Source organism: Pelomonas sp. KK5 (assembly GCF_001984095.1).
Lineage (GTDB): Bacteria > Pseudomonadota > Gammaproteobacteria > Burkholderiales > Burkholderiaceae_C > KK5.
In genome coordinates this window covers 1-19,734 of record NZ_LYVQ01000012.1, presented here as the reverse complement: position 1 = coordinate 19,734, position 19,734 = coordinate 1, and the positions used below count along the sequence as shown (strand labels likewise).

Annotated in this window: 20 protein-coding genes and 1 pseudogene; 11 read left to right on the top strand and 10 right to left on the bottom strand. The window is 69.9% G+C overall.

The features are described 5' to 3' along the window. Positions 1–30: 30 nt before the first annotated feature. Together B0W88_RS02965 and B0W88_RS02960 are read right to left on the bottom strand one after the other, a co-directional pair. The gene (locus B0W88_RS02965) at positions 31–3,222 is read right to left on the bottom strand and encodes a S8 family serine peptidase (protein ID WP_077033161.1); all 3,192 of its coding nucleotides are present in this window, start codon (positions 3,220–3,222) and stop codon (positions 31–33) included. Positions 3,223–3,258: 36 nt separating this feature from the next. After that, on the bottom strand, positions 3,259–4,026 hold the full coding sequence (locus tag B0W88_RS02960; RefSeq protein WP_077033160.1) for an NF038120 family PEP-CTERM protein: 768 nt from the start codon (positions 4,024–4,026) through the stop codon (positions 3,259–3,261). A gap of 540 nt (positions 4,027–4,566) precedes the next feature. On the opposite strand from B0W88_RS02960, the gene ssb reads away from it, so the two are divergent. Continuing rightward, entirely contained in the window at positions 4,567–5,106 is a 540-nt protein-coding gene (ssb, locus tag B0W88_RS02955; protein ID WP_077033159.1) for a single-stranded DNA-binding protein, read from the top strand. A gap of 124 nt (positions 5,107–5,230) precedes the next feature. Further along, entirely contained in the window at positions 5,231–5,941 is a 711-nt protein-coding gene (locus B0W88_RS02950) for a PEP-CTERM sorting domain-containing protein (RefSeq protein ID WP_158080785.1), read from the top strand. Here the strand turns inward: B0W88_RS02950 and B0W88_RS02945 are convergent. From B0W88_RS02945 to B0W88_RS02915, 7 genes are all read right to left on the bottom strand, one after another. Then, entirely contained in the window at positions 5,880–6,413 is a 534-nt protein-coding gene (locus tag B0W88_RS02945; protein ID WP_077033157.1) for an SRPBCC family protein, read from the bottom strand. The two genes, B0W88_RS02950 and B0W88_RS02945, sit on opposite strands and share 62 nt — an antisense overlap. Next, positions 6,410–7,342, bottom strand: a complete 933-nt coding sequence (locus B0W88_RS02940) for a YncE family protein (protein ID WP_233151604.1) — start codon at positions 7,340–7,342, stop codon at positions 6,410–6,412. Before B0W88_RS02940 ends, B0W88_RS02945 begins: the two co-directional genes overlap by 4 nt. Before the next feature lie 37 nt (positions 7,343–7,379). Then, the gene (locus B0W88_RS02935) at positions 7,380–7,778 is read right to left on the bottom strand and encodes a hypothetical protein (protein WP_233151603.1); all 399 of its coding nucleotides are present in this window, start codon (positions 7,776–7,778) and stop codon (positions 7,380–7,382) included. Beyond that, entirely contained in the window at positions 7,775–8,422 is a 648-nt protein-coding gene (locus B0W88_RS02930; protein WP_077033181.1) for a hypothetical protein, read from the bottom strand. Before B0W88_RS02930 ends, B0W88_RS02935 begins: the two co-directional genes overlap by 4 nt. Positions 8,423–8,433: 11 nt before the next feature. Continuing rightward, positions 8,434–9,318: a quinoprotein dehydrogenase-associated putative ABC transporter substrate-binding protein gene (locus B0W88_RS02925; RefSeq protein ID WP_077033155.1), complete on the bottom strand. Its 885-nt coding sequence runs from the start codon at positions 9,316–9,318 to the stop codon at positions 8,434–8,436. After that, positions 9,315–9,692 carry a cytochrome c gene (locus B0W88_RS02920; protein WP_077033154.1) on the bottom strand — a complete coding sequence of 126 codons (378 nt, stop codon included), beginning with the start codon at positions 9,690–9,692 and terminating at the stop codon, positions 9,315–9,317. Before B0W88_RS02920 ends, B0W88_RS02925 begins: the two co-directional genes overlap by 4 nt. 102 nt (positions 9,693–9,794) lie before the next feature. Beyond that, a complete protein-coding gene (locus B0W88_RS02915) occupies positions 9,795–11,615 on the bottom strand; it encodes a methanol/ethanol family PQQ-dependent dehydrogenase (RefSeq protein ID WP_077033153.1) in 1,821 nt (606 codons plus the stop codon). A 376-nt stretch (positions 11,616–11,991) separates the two neighbouring features. Here B0W88_RS02915 and B0W88_RS02910 point away from each other — a divergent pair, with 376 nt between their 5' ends. From B0W88_RS02910 to B0W88_RS02870, 9 genes are all read left to right on the top strand, one after another. Next, a complete protein-coding gene (locus B0W88_RS02910) occupies positions 11,992–13,014 on the top strand; it encodes a MoxR family ATPase (RefSeq protein WP_077033152.1) in 1,023 nt (340 codons plus the stop codon). 8 nt (positions 13,015–13,022) lie between these two features. Further along, positions 13,023–13,892 (top strand): DUF58 domain-containing protein, encoded by an 870-nt coding sequence (locus B0W88_RS02905; RefSeq protein ID WP_144006573.1) that lies wholly within the window; start codon positions 13,023–13,025, stop codon positions 13,890–13,892. A 4-nt stretch (positions 13,893–13,896) separates the two neighbouring features. After that, positions 13,897–14,736, top strand: coding sequence for a hypothetical protein (locus B0W88_RS02900; RefSeq protein WP_077033150.1), 840 nt, complete (start codon positions 13,897–13,899; stop codon positions 14,734–14,736). Then, positions 14,733–15,788 (top strand): vWA domain-containing protein, encoded by a 1,056-nt coding sequence (locus B0W88_RS02895; protein WP_077033149.1) that lies wholly within the window; start codon positions 14,733–14,735, stop codon positions 15,786–15,788. Before B0W88_RS02900 ends, B0W88_RS02895 begins: the two co-directional genes overlap by 4 nt. Beyond that, positions 15,779–16,324 carry a hypothetical protein gene (locus B0W88_RS02890; protein ID WP_077033148.1) on the top strand — a complete coding sequence of 182 codons (546 nt, stop codon included), beginning with the start codon at positions 15,779–15,781 and terminating at the stop codon, positions 16,322–16,324. The genes B0W88_RS02895 and B0W88_RS02890 overlap by 10 nt, the downstream gene beginning before the upstream one ends. Beyond that, complete coding sequence (locus B0W88_RS02885; protein WP_077033147.1) at positions 16,321–17,307, top strand: hypothetical protein; 987 nt, start codon at positions 16,321–16,323, stop codon at positions 17,305–17,307. The genes B0W88_RS02890 and B0W88_RS02885 overlap by 4 nt, the downstream gene beginning before the upstream one ends. 172 nt (positions 17,308–17,479) lie before the next feature. After that, the gene (locus B0W88_RS02880) at positions 17,480–18,088 is read left to right on the top strand and encodes an RNA polymerase sigma factor (protein WP_198937754.1); all 609 of its coding nucleotides are present in this window, start codon (positions 17,480–17,482) and stop codon (positions 18,086–18,088) included. Then, positions 18,085–18,876, top strand: coding sequence for a cupin domain-containing protein (locus B0W88_RS02875; protein WP_077033146.1), 792 nt, complete (start codon positions 18,085–18,087; stop codon positions 18,874–18,876). Before B0W88_RS02880 ends, B0W88_RS02875 begins: the two co-directional genes overlap by 4 nt. Positions 18,877–18,894: 18 nt before the next feature. Then, positions 18,895–19,179, top strand: coding sequence for a putative quinol monooxygenase (locus tag B0W88_RS02870; RefSeq protein WP_077033145.1), 285 nt, complete (start codon positions 18,895–18,897; stop codon positions 19,177–19,179). On the opposite strand, the pseudogene B0W88_RS33445 reads toward B0W88_RS02870, so the two are convergent. Next, a pseudogene (locus tag B0W88_RS33445) lies at positions 19,176–19,734 on the bottom strand (monooxygenase); the annotation flags it as partial. The gene B0W88_RS02870 and the pseudogene B0W88_RS33445 overlap by 4 nt on opposite strands.

Genomic DNA, 19,734 nt, shown 5'->3' with positions numbered 1-19,734 from the left:
CGGCGGCTCGAAGTTTTCCGCTTCGCGCGTTCAGTCTTTGGGCAGGCCCAGCTTGTCCGGCCGGGTGTCCGGCGCCTCGGCCACCGGCAGGCCGCCGTTGGGCTCGACACGCAGCACCGTCGTCGACGCACTGCCGAAGTTGCCGCCGGCGTCCATCAGCGCGGCGGCGCCGAGATAGCGGTGGCCCATCGTCAGGCCCGACCAGCTCACGCCGACCGTGGCCGTGCCGCCGAGGTAGGAGTTGGCCGGCAGGAGTACGTTCAGCTTGGTGCTGGTGGCGGCGGCCGGGTCGACGACCCAGCTTGAGAGCTGGTGCGTCATCGTCGCGCCGCCGGCGTAGGCGGCGACGCAGGCCCGATAGGTGCCGGCCGCCGGCAGCACGACCTGGATCGCTTCGTTGGTGCCGTCGGCGCCGCTGTAGCTGGCGGTGGTGCCGTTCGGATACAGCACCAGCATGTCGTGGTCGTCGCCGGGCGAGCCGGTGTCCTCCTGGCGGAGCTGGAAGCGCGCCACCAGAGCGCCGGCCGGCACGCTGATGCTGTGGACCGCCATATTGGCCGTGGCCGTTCCCTTCTTGCAGTTGGCCAGCAGCGTGGTGGGGCTGACGGCCTTTGGCGCCAGCGACATCGTCGCGCTCATCGTGACATCGGTCATCCCGCCCTTGATCGCGCCCATCTTGCCGCTGAAGCCGGTCTGCACGCTGAACAGGCGCGCGCCGCTGGCGGTATTGGCGGTCAGCGAGGCCGGTGCGCTGATCGCATCGCCCAGCCGGGCCTGGACCGGGCTGACGACCTGGTGGCTGCCGTCGGTCCAGCTGAGCTTGCCGTAGGCCCAGGCGTTCTTGGCCGCGCCGTTGCCGGTCAGGGTGAGTGTGTAGGCCTTGGTCTCGCCCGGGTTAAGCGTCAGCGATGCGGGCGCCACCGTGGCGGTGAAGCCGGCCACCGAGACGCTGCCGGTGTAGGTGGCAGCGGCGCTGCCGACGTTGGTGACGCTGCGCTTGACCGTCACCGTGCCGGGGATGTTCGCCACCGTGATCGAAGGCAGGTTCAGGTTGTAGGTGGCGTCCAGCACGCCGTAGGTGCTGCAGTCGGCCGCGGGCACGCCGGCCTTGTTGATCAGGCACTGGTAGCGCACGTAGTCGGCCTTGCCGGCGTCGTAGACCAGGCCGGGATCCAGGGCCTTGCCCGGGTCGACGTGGCCGGCGCCCTGCGCCCAGGGCAGCAGGCCGTTCAGCGCGCCAGCCACCTTGTCGTCCAGGGTCGTGTAGCTGGTGGTCATCAGGGCCGACTTGATCGCCGCAGGCGACCAGTCGGGATGCGCCTGCTTGAGCAGCAGCGACAGGCCGGCCACATGCGGGCTGGACATCGAGGTGCCCTGGTACGAGGCCCAGAAGCCGGGCGGCGTGAAGGTGCCGGCGACCAGGTCGGTCTTCTGCTGCATGGTCAGCGGCGGCGTCACCTGGGCGATGATGTCGACCCCGGGGGCGGTCAGATCGGGCTTGAGCACGTTGGCGTCGCCTGCATTCGGGCCGCGCAGCGAGAAGCCCGCTATCAGCGGGGCCGGTTGGCTGCCCATGAAGAAGGTGCCGATCGCGGCGCGGGAACCGCCTGTGCGGGCATAGGTCTTGACGGTGGCGCCGTCGGCAACGTTAAGCATCACGCTGGGCACCGAATGCTCGTCGACGATCAGGCCGACGCCGTTGTCGATCATCACCATGCCGACGCCGCCAGCGTTCTTCACCGCCAGGCTCTTGTCCGTTCTGGCATTGGTGCCGCGGGTGCAGACGACCACCTTGCCGGCCACCTTGGCCGGATCCAGCAGCACCTGGTTGGATTTCGCGGCCTCGGTGGCATCGCTGAAGCACAGGTTGGCCGCACCGCCTCCCTGGCCGACGTCGTCGGCGACGACCATCGCGGTGGCCGGCAGGGCCTGCGTGTTCAGCGAGGCCCCGTTGTAGCTGGTGCCATCGCCCAGCGTCAGCGTGGCGGACATCAGTCGATCGTGGTTGGACGCGGCCACCGTGGTGAGCCAGGGGCTGATGTGATTGACGCCCACCTGCGTGGTCGGGGCATTGCCGGCCGAGGCCGCGACGAAGATGCCGGCCAGGCTGGCGCGGTAGAAGGCCTGCTCGACGATGTCATTGACGTTGCTCGTCGAGCCGCTGATCGAGAAGTTGATCGCGTTGACGCCATCGGCCACCGCCTGGTCGATCGCCTTGACCGAATCGGTCTGCCAGCAACTGTTGGTGGCGCCGCTGCCGTCCGTGGCGGTGCTGTCGACGAAGGTCCAGCAGACCTTGTAGGCGGCGACGCGGGCGCGAGGGGCAACGCCGGAGGCCGGCGCCGTCGTGCTGCCGGTGATGGTTGCCGGGTTCTGGGAGTTGCCGGCGGCGGTCGAGGCCGTGTGGTCACCGTGGCCGCCATGGCCCGAGAGGGTGCCGCCATTGCCCAGCGAGTCTCGCGGCGAGCTGGCGAAGTCGGTCCAGTGCAGCGCCAGCTTCTGGGCCTTGAACCCCTCGTCGAAGGCTTTGGCGCCGATCAGCTTGTTGTTGCAGTCGCGCGAGGCGACGAAGCCGTTGGCGTCGCTGCAGCCGCCGGTGAAGCTGGCGGGCTTGCCGTCGTAGGCCAGCGTGCCGCCGCTCTTCACCGGGGCGCCGCTGGCGTCCACCTGATCGAAGAAGGCGGGGTTCTCGGGCCAGATGCCGCCATCGATGACGCCGATGACGAGGTTCTCGCCTTTCACCGCCGCACTGCCGACCATCTTCGACCACACGCCGCCCGGCGTGCTCAGGCCCAGGAAGCGGGACGTGCTGATCGTGACCAGCTGGCGGGGTTCGTCGCGCACGACGCTCGCGACCTTGGCATTGGCCGTCAGCAGCGCCACTTCGGCGTCGGTCAGCTGGGCAGCGAAGCCGTTCAGTACGTTGGCGTACCTGTAGAGCACCGGCGCGTTCGGCACCGTGGCCGACACCGAGTCCTGCAGGCCGCCCAGGTATTTCACATAGGCCTGCACGGCCACGGAACGGGCCTGGAAGGGCTGGCCGGTGGTGCCCTGCGTGGCGGCATAGCCGCTGACATTGCCGGGATAGGTGGCGGCGGGCTCGTCCTTGAGCTGGACGATGTAGGTCTTGCGGTCATCGGCGGCGTGGGCGCCGGTCGCCAGGCCGGAGAGCAGCGCCAGCGCAGCCAGGGCTGCGGGCGTGAGCTTGTTGATCTTCTTCATCGGATCGGTCCTTCTTGTCGAGAGATGGGACGTGGGTCAGGCCTTGGGCTGGCTGCGGCGGCGGGTCGTGGCGCCGAGCGCCGCCAGCGCCGTGCCGGCCAGCAGCCAGCCCGCAGGCTCGGGGATCTCGGTGGCGTTGATGTCGTCGAGACCGAACTGCCCGGTGTTGGTACCGAAGGGCGTGCAGGCGCCCGAGGCGCTGCAGCCGTAGCCGATGAAGTCGACCTCCACGAACTCCAGCGCCTGCTCGGCGGCGGAGAGCGTGAAGTCGACGAAATCAGTGGCTCCCGCGGCGTCCGTGCCGGGCAGCCAGAAGATGGAATCCAGATAGCCGAAGGAACCGTCGGTGAGCACGACGAACAGGCGGATCGCTCCCGCGCTCAGTCCGGACGCCTGGCTGTTGGTGCGACCCTCGGGGCCGATGAAACCGGCCGAGAAGCCCGTCAGCTTGAAGGACGGGGCTTTCGAGGTCAGGCCGACGACACCGTCGTCCACGGTGGCGAGGTAGGTCGAGTTGCGGCCCGGGCAGACGAGGTTGCCCGCGCACTGGCTCTCGATCCCGTCGATCAACGCGCCGGTCCCCGTGCCGTCGCCGGCGTTGCTACCGTTCTTGACGTTGGCCGTGGTGATGTTGAAGTAACCCTGGCTGATCACCTCGCGATCGAACAGGAAGTAAGGCGCACCCGCGGCACCGCTGGTGTCGAGATCGGGCCCGTCGAAGGTGATCAGCGAGGCCTGGGCCGCGCCCGCCGCGCAGGCGAAGGCCACGGCGCCCAGCGCCGCTTTGATGTAATGCCGGTTCATTGGAACTCCTCTGTACTGCCTGGATAAGGCGTTGGTGTCTTGGCATGCACCTCGGCCGGTTCGCACATCGAGACCGCAAGATCGTTGCGGGCTGACAGGCGCTCCGCGAGGCGGGGCACCGAGTGCAGGGGCGATTCTCAAAACCGGCACGGTTCGTGAAATCCTCCCGAACGCCGTAGGCGTTATCGAGTGAAGCCGGGAATGGTTTCGAACGAGTCCCTAGGCGACGTCGCGAACCGCGGCTGCAGGCAGCGCCGTGGGTCGCATCTGTGTCGATTCGGTACGTTCTTGGCGGCCTTGGACGGCCGACTCGTGACGAGCCTTTGAACCAGGGGGGATGGGTCTAGGGATGGCCCTCGGTGGCGGCGCGGCTGCGGCGCAGGGAGGGACGTATCGGCGGCCGCATCCCCTTGCTGAGCGGGGGCTGCCCAGGTGACATGAAGTATGCTGTCGCCCTTCGAGCGCGGGTTTCACAGGCCCGCCAGGCGGGCATCGACCCAAGAGCCCAAGCAATTCCCCCATTGGAGAGCGGAGCCTGTCATGGCCAGCGTCAACAAAGTCATCATCGTCGGCAACCTGGGCAAGGACCCGGAGCTGCGCTACAACCCGAGCGGCGTGGCCTTCTGCACCGTCAGCATCGCCACGACCCGCAGCTGGAAGAACCGCGAAAGTGGCGAGAAGCAGGAAGAGACCGAATGGCACCGCGTCGTCTTCAACGACAAGCTCGCGGAAATCGTCGGCCAGTACTGCAAGAAGGGCCGTTCCATCTACGTGGAAGGCCGCCTGAAGACCCGCAAGTGGCAGGACAAGGAAGGCCGCGACACCTACACCACCGAGATCATGGCCACCGAGATGCAGCTGCTGGGCAGCCGTGAGGGTGGCGATGAAGGCGGCGGTGGTGGTGGCGGCTACGGCCGCGGCGCCCCGCGCGGTGGCGACGATTTCGGCGATGCGCCGGCTCCCGCGCCCCGCGCTGCTGCTCGCCCGGCGCCGCAGCGTGCTCCGGCAGCGCCGCGCCCGGCGCCGGCGGCCAAGTCGTCGACCGGCTTCGACGACATGGATGACGACATCCCGTTCTGACCGCGCCCCGCCGTCCGCCATGAAGAAACCCGCGTGCCGCAAGGCCGCGGGTTTTTTGTTTCATTGCTTGACCGTGGCGGCGGGCGCATGCCACGCTGGCCGCCGCATCCAGCGAGGAGGACGCATGAAGTTCTTATGCTCCGCGATGGCCGCCCTTGCCATCGCTGCCGTGGCGTCGCCGGCCGCGGCCGTGACCGCCAGCTTCGATGACCTGGCCACGCCGCCGCCGGTCACCACATCGACCGGCCTCTTCTTCGCCAACGGAGACAGCTCGCTCTACCAGGGCATCGTCTGGGACAGCCGCTTCGTCGTCGTCGGCGACGAGGCCCGCGTGGACACGGCAACGCCCGGGCCGCTGTTCGGCATTCCGCATTCGGGCCACTACTTCGTCACCAACGAGGGCGATGGCGCGAGCAACGACGGCCTGCTGATCACCACCTCGATGCTGCTCACCGGCGCCTGGTTTGCCCGCAACGAGTACTACGGCTTCGGCGCCGGCGCCGACCAGGTGACGATCAACGCGATGCAGGGATCGACGGTGCTGATGTCCGTCGTGTTCGACCTGCCCGCACCGGCCGTGGCCGGCGAGCCCGGCCAGCCGGCCTTCGCCGATACCAGCGCCTTCGCCGCGGTGGCTTCGAGCATCACCGGCTACCGGATCGACCGGCACGAACTGGGCACGCTCAACGGGAACTGGGTGGCCGACGACTTCATCTTCGCCGCCGTGCCGGAGCCGGCCACCGCGGGGTCGCTGCTGGCCGGCCTTGTCCTTGTCAGCGCTTGGCTTCGGCGAGCTTCTTCAGGTTCGCCAGGCCGCTCTGGTAGACGGCCGTGATCGCGGCGATGGCCGCATCGTCGTTCAGCTCCGGTGGCGGCTCATTGCCCGGATGGCCGCGGTAGAAGGCGCCGCGCCATTCGACCAGCGACTTGCCCGGATCGCCCTCGACCGCGCTGACCGACAGCGTCGAGGTGTAGTTGGTGACCGGCAGCGCGCCGCCGTCCTTGGCGCGGTAGCTGTACTTCATGCCGGGGCCGTCGTAGCGCTCCAGCGTCTCGGTCAGTGCGCCGCCGCCCTTGAGTGTCAGCGAGCGCACCGAGCCGACGGTGTTGCCCTGCGTGGCCGGGCTCTCGGCGATGGCGGGATGCCAGTCCTTCAGCGCATCGAAGTTGCCGACCAGCGCCCAGACGCGGTCCGGCGGCACGGCGATGGTGACGCTCTCGATGACCTTCTGCCGCGTGGGACCGTGGGCCAGCGCGGGGCCGGCGAGCAGTGCCGCGGCGAAGAGGATGGTGACGCGTCGATTCACTGCGGAGTCTCCTTGTGCTTGTTGGACGGCAGCTGGCCGATGAAGGCGCCGAAGCCGCGGCTGTTCCTGCCGGTGGCGATGCGGCGCAGCTCGCGGCCGGTGAGGGCATCGAGCACGCTGACGGCGTCGTCCATCCAGTTGACGACATAGACCTTGTCGCCCTGGGCCGCGATGCCCTCGGGGTAGCCGAAGCCGTCCAGCGTGCGCAGCGGTCGCAGCGTGTCGGCATCGATCACGCTGACGCTGTCATCGTGCTGGTTGGTGACGTAGAGCAGGCGGCCGCTGTCGGCCAGCGCCGCGCCGTAGGGGGCCTTGCCGACGGGGATCGTGGCGATCACCGCCATGCGGGCGGGATCGCGCAGGTCGACCACCGAGACGTCGTCGCTCATCACGTTGAGCGCGTAGAGCCGCTGCCGCGGCGCGTCGAGCAGCAGGGCAAAAGGATGGGCGCCGACGCGCACGCGGCCGAGCACCCGGCCCGCGGCGGCATCGACGGCGGCGACGCTGTCGTCATCGCGCTCGGCGACGTAGGCCAGCGCGCCATCGGCCGCTGCCACACCCGCCGGCGCGCGGCCGACCGGAATGCGCACGGGCGGCGCGCCGCGGGCGTCGAGCGCATAGACCAGCAGCTGCCCTGCATACCAGTCGGCCACGTACAGGCGTCGGCCGTCGGCCGAGGCATCGATGCCCACGGGCCCCTGGCCGGCCTCCAGCCGACCGACGACCGCCTGCGTGGCCATGTCGATGACCGAGATGTCGCGGCTGTCCGGATTGGAGACGAACACGCGCCCGATGGCGCTGGCCGCGACCACGCCCGCCGGCGAGCGCCCGACCGGCACCGTGGCGACGACCCGCTGCATGTCCAGGTCGATCACCGAGACGTCGTGGCTGCCCTGGTTGGTGATGTAGGCCAGCGCAGCGGCAGCCACGAGAAGCGCTGCTGGCATCGGCCGGCCTGCCGGCGGTCTATTTGCTGGCGGCCGAGGCGGCCACGCTGCTGGCGATGAAGCAGGACTTCTGCACCTTGGCCTGCAGCTCGCGGTAGCGCTTGATCTCGGGCTTGATGCTGTCGTTGTCGCGCAGCGTGCCGCCGCGCTCGCCGCCGATGGTCATCGCGTTGACGACGGTGGTCATCGTCACGTAGTCGTCGTAGCTGACCTGCTCGGCGATCGCGTCGATCGCGCAGGAGCACTTGTTGACCATCTCGTAGTAGTGGCCGGGGTGGGCGCTCATGCACTCCTGCACGTAGAGCACACGCTGCGAGGTGGGATAGTCGTTGCCCGCGGCCAGCGCCAGCGCGGGCAGCGTCAGCAGGCCCAGCAGCGCTGCTGCCGGCAGCAGCCTTCTTGGCATCATCGTCATCATCGCTCTGCACCTTCGATCGTCATGTCTTCGTCCAGCAGCACGCTCGCGCCGTCATGCGCGATCGTGCGGATCGCGTAGACGCCGCCGGGCACCGCCTCGGACAGCAGGAAGTGGTACTCCTTGACCGCGAGCTGGCCGTAGCGCGCGCGGTTCGGGTCGTCGTCGTAGGGTTTCAGCGTGATGTCCTGGCCCTTCACCGTGGCGCCCCGATAGCGCAGGCTCACCGGCGTGACGGTGGCGCCCTGGTAGGCGGCCATGCGGATGCGCTTGCGGAAGTAGTTCTGCGAGCCGCGGGTGATGCGGTTCATTTCGCGGATGTCCCGCTCGAGGAAGTACAGCGTGACCGGGTTGGCCTTGCCCTGGTCCATGTCGGGCAGGGGCACGCGCCGCGTGCCGCTGAGGAACTCGCCATGGACGAGGCAGCAGCCGCCTTCGGTCTTCGCGTTCAGCGTCAGCTCGACCTGGTCCTCGAAGCCCGGCTCCATGCTGCCGGTCTTGCGGAAGCTGTAGCGCAGCGTGGTCGGCGCCTTCAGCCCGGCGAACTGGTCGCGCATGAAGATGGCCTGCTCGGCGGCGGAGTAGTCCTCGGCCGCTTGCGCGGGCGACAGGCACAGCGGCATCAGCAGCGCAATCAGCCAGCGCATCGTCGTCATCATCACTTGCCTGCCGCAAGACGGGCCGCGTTCTTCGGGTCGACGTAGGACTCGTCGACCAGCGGAACGCCGAACTCCTTGAGGATCGCCTCGATGGCATCGTGCTGCGAGTCGATCAGCCCTTCGACCTGCTTCTTCCAGGCCGGCTCGCCGTAGCGCACGCCCATGGCCATCTGGTAGTCGAACTTGACGCCGGGCTCGGACTTCAGCGGCACCACGCTCAGCTTCGGCGCGCTGGCATGCTGGGCGAAGAAGCCGGCGATCGGCCCCCAGACGATCACCACGTCGATCTTGCCGCTGGCGAGATCCTTCTCGACGATCTGGCCGGGGTACTGGCCCGGGTCGGCATTCATCAGGTGGTAGGGCGTGGTCTGGTCCACCAGGCCGTGCTTCTTGACCCACTCGGTGCCGGGGCCCTGGTCATACAGGCCGATGCGCAGCTTGGAGAGCCGTTCGCGAGGCAGCGCGAGGAAGTCCTCGCCGGTCTTCACCTGGTCCAGGCCGCGGCCCTGCGCGAACACCAGCGCGTAGGTCGAACGGTAGTAGGGCTTGGTGACGGACACCTGGTCGAAGCCGACCGGCACGCCCATCACGATGTCGCAGGGGTAGTCGCTGCCGGGCAGCTTGTAGCGCAGCGTGTTGCGGATGAAGTTCATCCGCTGCGGGAAGGAGTAGAAGCTCACCGGCAGGCCCATCGCCTTGCCGAAGACCTGGGCGATGCGGTTCTCGATGCCGGTGCCTTCGGTGTTCGAGAACGGCGGGTTGTTCGGGTCCTGGCAGACGCGCAGCGCCTCGCGGGGCGCCGGATCGTCCTGCGACCGAGCGGGAGTGCCTGCGAGCAGCAGGCCTGCAAGCACGAGCAGCAGCGACGGCAGGCGCGACGTCATTTTGCAGGTTCTACCTTGGCCTGCGTGATCGCGCCGTCGGAGCGGCCTTTCAGGTACTGGTAGAGCGCGTCCTTGTTGTCCATCACCGTCTTGCTGGTGCTGAAGCTGGGCATGCCCTTCTCCAGGCGCCCGTCGGTGATGGTCTTGATGAAGTCGTCCTTGCTGAGCGTCTTCAGGCTGTTGATCAGCGAGGGGCCGACCATGCCCTCCTGGTTGGCGCCGTGGCAGCGGTCGCAGGCGGCGGCGCGCCAGGTGCGGAATCCGTTCATCGTGACCGGGTCGACCTTGTAGCCGTCCACGACCTTGTAGGCGGCGTCCTGTGCGAAGGCGGCAGGTGCCGCGGCGATCAAGAACAGCAAAGGCAAAAGCTTCATTCCCGGATTCCGACGTTGTGTTGACTGAACGAGGATGGGCGGCGGGTCCTGAGAAAGGGGCCGCCGCCCGGTCTGCTTCTTGGATCTAGAACAAGTAACGCATCAGTTGGGCAATGCGAATACCGTCAGCGAGCCACCGAGGTCGGTGAACTTGCTCAGCTCCGCATAGCCGCCCACGGCGCCCAGGCCGTCGGTGGGCTTCTCGAGGCCCGCTGCCATGCCGATGCCGGCCCAGCCGCCGATGCCCGAGAACACGCCGATGTACTGCTTGCCCTTGTGCTCGTAGGTGAACACGTTGCCGATGATGCCGGAGGGCGTCTTGAACTTGAACAGCTCCTTGTTGATGTCCTTCTTGTCAACGCACTTCAGGTAGCCTTCCAGCGTGCCGTAGCAGCTCAGGCCGCCGGCGGTGTTGAGCGAGCCGCTCCACACGGAGAACTTCTCGGCGTGGCTCTGCACGATCTTGCCGGTGCCGGCGTCCCAGGTAATGAAGTTGCCCATGCCGCCATGGCTGTTGGGGGCGGGGTACATCGAGAGCGTGGCGCCGACGTACGGCTGGCCGGCGGTGTACTCGACCTTGAACGGCTCGTAGTCCATGCAGACGTGGTTGGTCGGCACGTAGAAGAGCTTGGTCTCAGGATCGTAGGAGGCCGGCTGCTGGTCCTTGGAGCCCAGTGCCGCCGGGCACACGCCCTTGGTGTTCACGTCGGGACCGTTCTGCGCGGTCGAGTACTTGGACACCACCTGCGGGCGGCCGGACTTCATGTCGACCTTGGTCGCCCAGTTCACCTGCGGGTCGTACTTCTCGGCCACCAGCAGCTCGCCGGTCTGGCGGTTCAGCGTGTAGCCGAAGCCGTTGCGGTCGAAGTGCACGAGGGCCTTGGTCGGCGCGCCCTTGACGTTGATGTCGGCCAGGATCATCTCGTTGATGCCGTCGAAGTCCCACTCGTCGAACGGCGTCATCTGGTAGACCCACTTGACCTTGCCGTTGTCGACGTCACGGGCCCAGATGGTCATCGACCACTTGTTGTCGCCGGGCCGCTGAGACGGGTTCCAGGTCGACGGGTTGCCGGTGCCGTAGTACATCAGGTTCAGCGCCTTGTCGTAGCTATACCAGCCCCAGGTGGTGCCGCCGCCGGTCTTCCACTGGTCGCCCTGCCAGGTCTTCAGCGACGAGTCCTTGCCCACCGGCGCCATCTTGCCGTCGGTCCAGGTCATCGTCGTGTTCGGGTCCATCAGCATTTCTGCATCGGGGCCCACGCTGTAGCCCTTCCAGGCCAGCTTGCCGTCGCTGAGGTTGTAGGCCGCGATGAAGCCGCGCACGCCCCATTCACCGCCGGAGATGCCGGTGATCACCTTGTCCTTGAAGACGTGAGGCGCGTTGGTGTTGACGGCACCCAGCTTCGGGTCGCCGTTCTTGACGCTCCAGACCACCTTGCCGGTCTTGGCATCGAGCGCCACCAGCGTGCTGTCCGCCTGCTGCAGGATGACCTTGCCTTCGGCATAGGCCAGGCCGCGGTTGACGGTGTCGCAGCACATCTGCGGGATCACGGCCGGGTCCTGCTTCGGCTCGTACTTCCACATGATCTGCTGCGTATCCAGATCGATCGCGAACACCTTGTTCGGGAACGGCGAGTGCAGGTACATCTTGCCGTCGATCACCAGCGGCGAGCCTTCGTGGCCGCGCAGCACGCCGGTGGAGAAGGTCCACGCGACCTGCATCTTGCCGACGTTGCCGGTGTTGATCTGGTTGAGCTTGCTGTAGCGCTGGTTGTACATGTCCCCAGCCTGCATCGCCCAGTTCTTGGAGTTGGCAATGTTCTTCTCGACGTCCGCATTGGCCAAGGCCAAGGCCGGCAAGGCGAGCAATGCCATACCGAGATGACGCAAGATGCGCCACTTTGAATGCCCTGTAACTTGCATTGATGTCTCCTGTTTTGAAGTGACCTGAGCCGCGATGCGAACTGTGAGGTTCGACCCCGCTCCAACCCGCTAGCCGGGGGTCCCACATCGCTCGGCCTTGGCCTAACTGCAAGTTCTGAGCCCACTTTGCGCGCCTGCCTGTCCGGCATGGTGCGACGCCCCGAGGCCACGGCCCAGGGAAGATTTCCCGGGCGCGCATCGGCGCCCGGCGATGCACCGGTCGCGGCGGCTCACGTTTGCCACAGAGTGTTCCAGCGCTTGGATCGGGCTGTGGCAGCGGCGCAGCAGCCAACCGTGGCGACCGCGCGGGGCCGCGCGGCGTGCTTCTTGCAACCCTGGCCGGACGCGCCCGACAAGAACGATGGAGACGACAAGAATGGACGGAGACGACCGCCTGCTGGCCGATTGGCGCAGCCGTGCGCTGGCCTTGGAAGAAGAGGTGGGCAAGGTCGTGATCGGGCAGCAGCGGGTGATCCGCCTGGTCAACCTGGCCGTGTTCGCGCGGGGCCATGTGCTGCTGCAGGGCGATGTAGGCGTGGGCAAGACGACGCTGCTGCGCGCCTTCGCCCGCGTCATCGGCGGCGACTTCGCGCGCACCGAGGGCACCATCGACCTGATGCCGAACGACCTCGTCTACTACACCTACATCACCGCCGAAGGACGCCCCGCCGTCGAGGCCGGCCCGCTGGTGCGCCACGGCGACGCGCTGGCCATCTTCTTCTTCAACGAGATCAACCGCGCGCGGCCGCAGGTGCACTCGCTGCTGCTGCGGGCGATGGCCGAACGCACCGTCTCGGCCTTCAACCGCGAGGTGAGCTTCCCGCACCTGCTGGTGTTTGCCGACCGCAACCGGGTGGAGCGCGAGGAGACCTTCGAGATCTCCTCGGCCGCGCGCGACCGCTTCATGATGGAGATCACCATCGACGCGCCCGCCAGCGACGCCGACCGGCGCGAGCTGATGTTCAACCCGCGCTTCCACGACGGCGACCGGCTGGTCGCCTCGCTGCGCCCGGCCATGGTCGAGCACCAGCAGCTCAACGGCGTGGCCGAGGCGATCCAGCGCGGCATCCGCGCCTCCGACACGCTGCAGGACTACGCGCTGCGCCTGTGGCGCGCCACCGCGGCGCCGCAGGACCATGGCGTGCACCTGCCGGGCATCGATGTCTCCCAGCTGATGCTGGCCGGCGCCAGCCCGCGCGGCATGAGCTACCTGCTGCGGGCCTCGCGGGTGGCCGCCTGGCTCGACGGCCGCGACTTCGTCACCCCCGAGCACCTGCACGCGGTCTTCAGCGAGACCATGGCCCACCGCCTGTGCTTCCAGCCGGTCTTCGAGCTGCGCCGGCATGAGATCGCGCCGGCGCTGGTGTCGGCCATCCTGGCCGCCGTGGCCGCGCCCTGATGAGCGCCGTGAGAGAAAAAAGCGCCCCCGCCGAGATCCACTACCGCATCGGTGCGCCGGCCAGCGGCCACTTTCCGGGCCGCCACCGCAGCCGGCGCGGCGACAGCGGCTTCGAGTTCCGCGGCCATGCCTCGCTGCTGGACGCGCCCGATCCGCGCCGGCTGGACCTGCACGCCAGCCTGCGCGACCCCTTCGGCAACTGGGCGGTGCGCGTCTACAGCCAGCGCAAGGCGGTGCCGGTGGCGGTGGTGGCGGACCTGTCGGCCTCGATGGGCTTCGCCGCGGCGGGCGAGTCCAGCGGCAGCAGCAAGCTGGGCGTGGTCGCCGATTTCGTCGACAGCCTGGCCTGGTCCGCCTGGCGCAGCGGCGACAGCTTCGGCTTCGTCGGCTGCGACGACACCGTGCGCCACGACCTGCTGCTGCCGCAGAGCCGCGCCCGCGGTGCGGCCGGCGAACTCGGCACCGTGCTGCGCGCGCTGCAGCCGCGCGGGCGCTCGGCCGCCGGGCTGGCCGAGGCCTGGCGCTGGTTGCCGCAGCGCCGCTCGCTGGTGTTCCTGCTGTCGGACTTCCACCTGCCGCTGGACGATGTGTCCCGTTTGCTGCTCACTCTGTCCACCCACGAGCTGGTGCCGGTGGTGCTCTGGGATCGGCGCGAGTTCGCGCTGTCCGCCGAGCACGGCCTGGCCCAGGTGGCCGATCCCGAGACCGGGCGCCAGCGCCTGGTCTGGTGGCGGCCGGCGCTGCGCGAGCAGTGGCGCGCCGAGCAGGCGCGGCGCCATGACGAGCTGCTGGCCCTGTTCGGTCGCCAGCGGCTGCGGCCGCTGTTCAATGACGGAGGCTTCGATGCCGACGCGGTCACCCGGCATTTCCACGCCTAGCCTGATGCTGCTGCTCCTTGCGCTGTGCGCGGCCCCGGCCGACGCGCAGGAGGCGAGCGTGGCCGAGCCACGCGCCTTCGGCTACCTGCTGGGCGACCGGATCGAGCGCGACGTGCTGGTGACGGTGCCCGCGGGCCTGGTGCTCGACGAGGCTTCGCTGCCCCGTACCGGCCAGCGCGGCCCGGCGCTGGAACTGCAGCAGCTGCGCCGGCAGGCGCTGGGCGGTGGCCGGCTGTCCCTGCATTTCGTGTATCAGCTGATGCGCTCGCCGGCGCAGACCGAGGTGCTGGAGATCGCCCCGATCACGCTGCGTTTCACCGGCGAGGCTGCGAAGCGCGAGCTGCGCATCGATGCCTGGCCCGTCACCGTCTCCCCTCTGACGCCGGCCGACCCCTCCCCGCGCACCGGCCTCGGCGAGCTGCGGCCCGACCAGCCGCCGCCCCCGCTGGACACGCAGCCGGTGCGGCGGCGCCTGGCCCTAGAGGCCGGCGTGGCCCTGCTGCTGCTCGGCTGGCTGGCCTATGTCTGGCTGCTGCTGCCGTGGTGGGCGCGGCGGCATCGTCCCTTCGGCCGCGCCTGGCTGGCCCTGCGCGCTGCGCCCGGGCGCCATGCCGCCTTCCAGCATCTGCACCAGGCGCTCAATGCCACCGCCGGCGAGGTGCTGTTCACCGAAGGCATCGAGCGCTTCCTCGGCGCCCATCCGCGCTTCCGCAACTTCAACATCGAGCTGCAGGAGTTCTTCGAGCGCTCGCGCCAGGAATTCTTCGGCGGCGCCGGCGCACCCGACGGCGAGCGCTGGCTGCTCGACCTCTGCCGCAAGCTGCGCGACGCCGAACTTCGATGACCCCGCTGCACTTCGACCATCCCGCCCTGCTCGCGCTGCTGCCGCTGGCCCTGCTGCCGCTGCTGGCGCGCGCCGGCGAGCCGCTGGCCAACAGCTGGGCCGCGCTGATGCCCTCGCCCGACCGCGCCTCCCGCCTGCTGCAGCGCGGGCTGCTCGCGCTGGCGATGGCGGCGCTGGCCCTGCTGGTGCTGGTGCTGGCCGGGCCTTACTGGCCGGAGTACACGGTCGAGAAGACCGGCCGCGGCGCCGAGATCGTGCTGCTGCTGGACCGCAGCCGCAGCATGGACCAGGGCTTCGCCGGCGCGCCCCGCCGCGGCGGCCCCGAGAAGGTCACGCCCGAGTCGCTGGAGCGCTATGTCCACATGCAGGGCAACCGCGACCGCGACCCCAAGGGCCAGGTGGCGCGCCGCCTGCTGGCCGATTTCGTCGCCGGTCGGCCGCAGGACCGCTTCGCGATGGTGGCCTTCAGCACGCTGCCACTGCCGGTGCTGCCCTTCACGCAGAAGACCGAGGCGGTGCAGGCGGCCATCGCGGCCGGCAATATCGGCCGCGGCCTGTCGGAGACCAATATCGGCCTGGCCCTGCTGTCGGCCATCGGCCAGTTCGCCGACCGGCCCTACACCGGCTCGCGCATCGTGATGCTGGTGTCCGACGGCGGCGACCGGCTCGATCCGCCCACCCGCGAGGCGATCGAGGCGGCGGTGCGCAAGCAGCGGGTGGCGCTGTACTGGCTCTACCTGCGCTCGGCCAACAGCCCGGGCCTGCAGGCCGAGGAGGGCGCGAAGGCGGATGCCGACGACGACACCGTGCCCGAGCACACGCTGCACCGCTTCTTCGGCTCGCTGGGCACGCCCTACCGCGCCTACGAGGCCGACAACGACAAGGACCTGCAGCAGGCGATCGAGGACGTGAACCGGCTGGAGAACCTGCCCATCACCTATCGCGACACCGTCGCCCGCCGCGAACTGGCGCCCTATGGCTGCGCGCTGGCGCTGGCCTGCGTGCTGCTGCTGCTGGGCGCGCAGATGCTGGAGCTGAGGCAATGGTCCTGAACCGCGTGGTGATCGGGCTGCTGGCCGTGGCCCTGCTGGCGCTGGCCGCCGACGCCGTCCACCTGCACCGCCTGGACGCGCTGAACCGGCGCCTGGCCGCCGAGCAGCCCCAGGCCGGCCCGGACGATCCGCCCGAGCTGCCCGAGTTGCGTTTTGCCCACGCGCTGGCGCTGGCGGCCGCCCAGCCCGGCGGCTATTCGGACGAGGCGCTGAACCAGTTCCGCGCGCTACAGGGTGACACGCCGCTGGGCCAGGCGGCGCGCTTCAACAGCGCCAACCTGCTGCTGCGCCGCGCGCTGGTCGTGCGCGCCGGGCCGCAGCCGGGCCAGGCGATCCCGCTGATCGAGCTGGCCAAGGAGACCTACCGCGAGCTGCTGCGGCGCGACCCCGGCCACTGGGACGCCCGCTACAACCTGGAACGCGCCCAGCGCCTGCTGCCCGATCCCGAGGAGGAGGGCGAGGTCGCCCCCGACGCCAAGCGCGATGCCGAGCGCGCGCCGACGACGATGCGCGGCTACTCGCCCGGCCTGCCATGAAGGTACCCCGCCGCGACACCCTGCTGATGGCCGGCGCCGCGCTGGCCCTGGTCGCGGCGCTGTTCAACCCGGGCTTCACGATGCAGCGCCCGCTGTACGAGCAGGTCATCGTGCTCGACATCACGCAGAGCATGAACGTGCCGGACGAGCAGCTCGGCGGCAAGCCGGTCTCGCGGCTGGACTTCGCCCGCCACGCGCTGCGCGGCGCCCTGCTGGACCTGCCCTGCGGCTCCAAGGTCGGCTGGGGCGTGTTCACCGAGTACCGCTCCTTCCTGCTGCTGGCGCCGGTGGAGGTCTGCACCCATCTGGACGAGCTGCGCGGCACGCTGGACCGCATCGACGGCCGCATGGCCTGGGCCGGCAACAGCGAGGTGTCCAAGGCGATCCACAGCGGCCTGGCCATTTCCGGCGCGTTGCCGGGCAAGCCGGCCCTGGTCTTCATCACCGACGGCCAGGAAGCGCCGCCGCTGAACCCGCGCCACCGGCCCCGCTTCGACGACAAGCCGGGCGAGATCGCCGGGCTGCTCGTCGGCGTCGGCGGCATCGTGCCGGCCGCGATCCCCAAGCGCGATGCCCAGGGCCGTCCGCTGGGCTTCTGGAAGGCCGACGAGGTGCTGCAGGTGGACCCGCGCAGCAAGGGCCGCGGCGGCAGCGTCGGCAACGAGCAGATGGCCGACGATGCCGGCGGCGATGGAGCGTCGGCCAGCCTGGGCGCCACGCCGGGACGGGAGCACCTGTCGGCCTTGCGCGAGCCCTATCTGCAGCTGCTGGCCGGCGAATACGGCCTGCAGTACCAGCGGCTGGTCGGGGCCGAGGGCCTGTCCGAGGCGCTGCGCGGCGCCGCGCTGGCGCGGCCGGTGGCGGCGCGGGTGGATGGGCGCCTGCCGCTGTCCGCACTGGCCCTGTTGCTGCTGGCGATCCGGCATGCGCCACGGGCCTGGCTGTTGCGGCATTGGCCGCGTTGGCGGCTGAAGCCGGGCTGACCACCCTGCCGGCGGCAGGCTTTCTCGGGCGATGCCCGAGCGGATCACTATGCTTTGCATCCGGCCGGCCGTGGCTGACGTATCCGGAGAGATCAAGCGCCCGGAGCCCCGTGTGGATCACGCCTGCCTCGCCGTCGACTGCCGTTCCGCCACCTCCGGAGGGATCGTCCACGTGGACTGCTCCGACCGCACCGCCGCCGAGACCGCCGATCGCGACGGCCTGGCCGTGCTGCTCGCCCGCGTGATGCGCCAGGATCAGGCCGCGCTGGCGATCCTGTACGAAAGCCTGTCGGGTCGCGTCTATGCGCTGGCGCTGCGCATCACCCGGCAGGTGAGCAGCGCCGAGGAGGTGATGCAGGACACCTTCTGGCAGGTCTGGCGCCAGGCGCCGCGCTTCGACCCGGATCGCGGCTCGGCGCTGGCCTGGGTGCTGACGATCGCCCGCTCGCGCGCGCTGGACCTGCTGCGCGCCCACGCCCACGATGTGCTGGCCGCCCACGAGACCGACGAGGATCTGCCCGACCGCTCCGGCGCCGGCGATCCGCTGGACCTGCTGCAGGCCGTCGAGCGGGACCACTGCCTGCACGAGCTGCTGTCGGCCCTCGATCCGCTCAAGCGCCAGATGATCGCGCTGGCCTTCTACCGCGGGCTCAGCCAGGAGGAGATCGCCGGCAGCCTGGGCTTGCCGCTGGGCACGGTGAAGTCGCACTTCCGGCGCACGCTGGCCGCCTTGAAGCCAGCGCTGGAGCGGGGCTTGATGACGAAAGGGAGCATCCAATGAACGATGGCGATGACAGCGACGAAGTTCGCCTGCAGCGCCTGCTGGCCGAGCAGCTGCGACCGCTTGCGGTGCCGCGCGAGGCGCAGGGCGCCATGGACCTGGCCGAGCGGGTCCGCCGCAGCGCCGAGGGCCAGCAGGGCCTGTCGACGCAGCGGCGCGAGGATGGCATCTGGCAGGAGGCCGCACCCGGCGCCTGGCGACGCCGCCTGCGCGAGGACGCGGCGCTGCCGGTCGAGCTCTGGCGGCTGGCGGCGGGAACCCGGCTCGACTGGCCGGCGGCTTCGCGAGCGCGGGAGCTGCTGGTGCTCGAAGGCGATGTCGATTGCGGCGGGCCGCTGCCGCGCTACGGCTACCGCATCGGCGACGCCGGCCCGCTGCAGGTGGGCGCCGCGGGCGCGCTGGTCTACGTACGCCATCGCCTGTGCGACGCGGTGGCGCTGGATGCGGCCGAGCAGCGTTGGTGGAGCCGCGCACCCGAGGCCGCGCTGGTGGCCGACGAGGCCGCGCCGGTGCTGCGCCTGGCACGCGGCGTCAAGGCGGTGCTGCTGCATGGCAGCGGCGGCGTCGTGGCGATGCTGGTGCGCGTGCTGGGCGGCGCCTCGGTGCCGGACCACGGCCATGGCCTGGAAGAAGACTGCTACGTGCTGGAAGGCGACCTCTACCTCAGCGACATCCTGCTGCGCGAGGGCGACTACCAGCTGGCGCGCGCCGGCACGCGCCACACCGACTGCCTCAGCGACGCGGGGGCGGTGTTCTATTTCCGCGGCGCGCTGCCGGCGCCCGCTTGATCGTCCATCGGAGGGACCATGCACCACGTCATCGCCCGCATCACCGCCCTGCCCGGCCGCGCCGCCGACATGCGCAGCGTCCTGGAGACGCTCGCCCGCGCCACGCGCGACGAGAGCGGCTGCCTGCAGTACGAGGTGCTGCAGGCGCAGGACCAGCCGGAGCTGTTCAGCACCTTCGAGTGCTGGCAGGATCGCGGCGCCGCCGACGGGCACATGGCCACGCCGCACGTCGCCGCCGCCTTTGCCCAGGCGGGGCCGCTGCTGGCGGCCCCGCCGGACATCCGTCACATGCAGCGTTGCTAGGCGGGTAGCCCGGCCGGCGACGACCGGTCGGCGGCCGCCCCGGCGAAGCGTGCCCGCAACACCCGCAGCGCCAGCGCCGGATGCAGCAGCGAGGGCGGCGAGCGCATCAGGTTCGCCACTTCCAGGAAGGCCTGTGCCAGCGTGGCATCCCGTGCCGCCGCGCGGTGCAGCGCGCCGACATAGGCGTTGATCGCGCGCACCGGCAGCGGCTTCGGCCCTTGCACCCCCGGGTGGCGCAGGTCGTTGCCGGCGGCGATGCTCCAGGCGGTGTCGATCGGCCCCTGGCTGGCCGCGCGCAGGAATCGACCGGCCAGGCCCGGCAGGACGCCGCGCGCCAGTTCCTCTTCCAGCAGCACCGCCTCCTGCGCCGCCACCGTCATGCCCTGGCCGTAGACCGGGTTGAAGCTGCACAGTGCGTCGCCGAAGGGCAGGTAGCCCTCGGGCAGCGGCGGCAGGCGGTCGTAGCGGTGGCGGACGTTGGCCGGGAAGCGGTAGCTGGCGAAGTCGGAGAGCGGCTCGCCGCGGGCGACGATCTGGTGGATGTCCGAGGTCGGC

What these genes read in the sequence shown, in the direction of transcription:
- B0W88_RS02965 (WP_077033161.1), bottom strand. Translation starts at nt 3,222, where the DNA reads ATGAAGAAGATCAACAAGCTCACGCCCGCAGCCCTGGCTGCGCTGGCG.
- B0W88_RS02960 (WP_077033160.1), bottom strand. Translation starts at nt 4,026, where the DNA reads ATGAACCGGCATTACATCAAAGCGGCGCTGGGCGCCGTGGCCTTCGCC.
- ssb (WP_077033159.1), top strand. Translation starts at nt 4,567, where the DNA reads ATGGCCAGCGTCAACAAAGTCATCATCGTCGGCAACCTGGGCAAGGAC.
- B0W88_RS02950 (WP_158080785.1), top strand. Translation starts at nt 5,231, where the DNA reads ATGAAGTTCTTATGCTCCGCGATGGCCGCCCTTGCCATCGCTGCCGTG.
- B0W88_RS02935 (WP_233151603.1), bottom strand. Translation starts at nt 7,778, where the DNA reads ATGATGACGATGATGCCAAGAAGGCTGCTGCCGGCAGCAGCGCTGCTG.
- B0W88_RS02930 (WP_077033181.1), bottom strand. Translation starts at nt 8,422, where the DNA reads ATGCGCTGGCTGATTGCGCTGCTGATGCCGCTGTGCCTGTCGCCCGCG.
- B0W88_RS02925 (WP_077033155.1), bottom strand. Translation starts at nt 9,318, where the DNA reads ATGACGTCGCGCCTGCCGTCGCTGCTGCTCGTGCTTGCAGGCCTGCTG.
- B0W88_RS02920 (WP_077033154.1), bottom strand. Translation starts at nt 9,692, where the DNA reads ATGAAGCTTTTGCCTTTGCTGTTCTTGATCGCCGCGGCACCTGCCGCC.
- B0W88_RS02915 (WP_077033153.1), bottom strand. Translation starts at nt 11,615, where the DNA reads ATGCAAGTTACAGGGCATTCAAAGTGGCGCATCTTGCGTCATCTCGGT.
- B0W88_RS02910 (WP_077033152.1), top strand. Translation starts at nt 11,992, where the DNA reads ATGGACGGAGACGACCGCCTGCTGGCCGATTGGCGCAGCCGTGCGCTG.
- B0W88_RS02900 (WP_077033150.1), top strand. Translation starts at nt 13,897, where the DNA reads ATGCTGCTGCTCCTTGCGCTGTGCGCGGCCCCGGCCGACGCGCAGGAG.
- B0W88_RS02895 (WP_077033149.1), top strand. Translation starts at nt 14,733, where the DNA reads ATGACCCCGCTGCACTTCGACCATCCCGCCCTGCTCGCGCTGCTGCCG.
- B0W88_RS02890 (WP_077033148.1), top strand. Translation starts at nt 15,779, where the DNA reads ATGGTCCTGAACCGCGTGGTGATCGGGCTGCTGGCCGTGGCCCTGCTG.
- B0W88_RS02885 (WP_077033147.1), top strand. Translation starts at nt 16,321, where the DNA reads ATGAAGGTACCCCGCCGCGACACCCTGCTGATGGCCGGCGCCGCGCTG.
- B0W88_RS02875 (WP_077033146.1), top strand. Translation starts at nt 18,085, where the DNA reads ATGAACGATGGCGATGACAGCGACGAAGTTCGCCTGCAGCGCCTGCTG.
- B0W88_RS02870 (WP_077033145.1), top strand. Translation starts at nt 18,895, where the DNA reads ATGCACCACGTCATCGCCCGCATCACCGCCCTGCCCGGCCGCGCCGCC.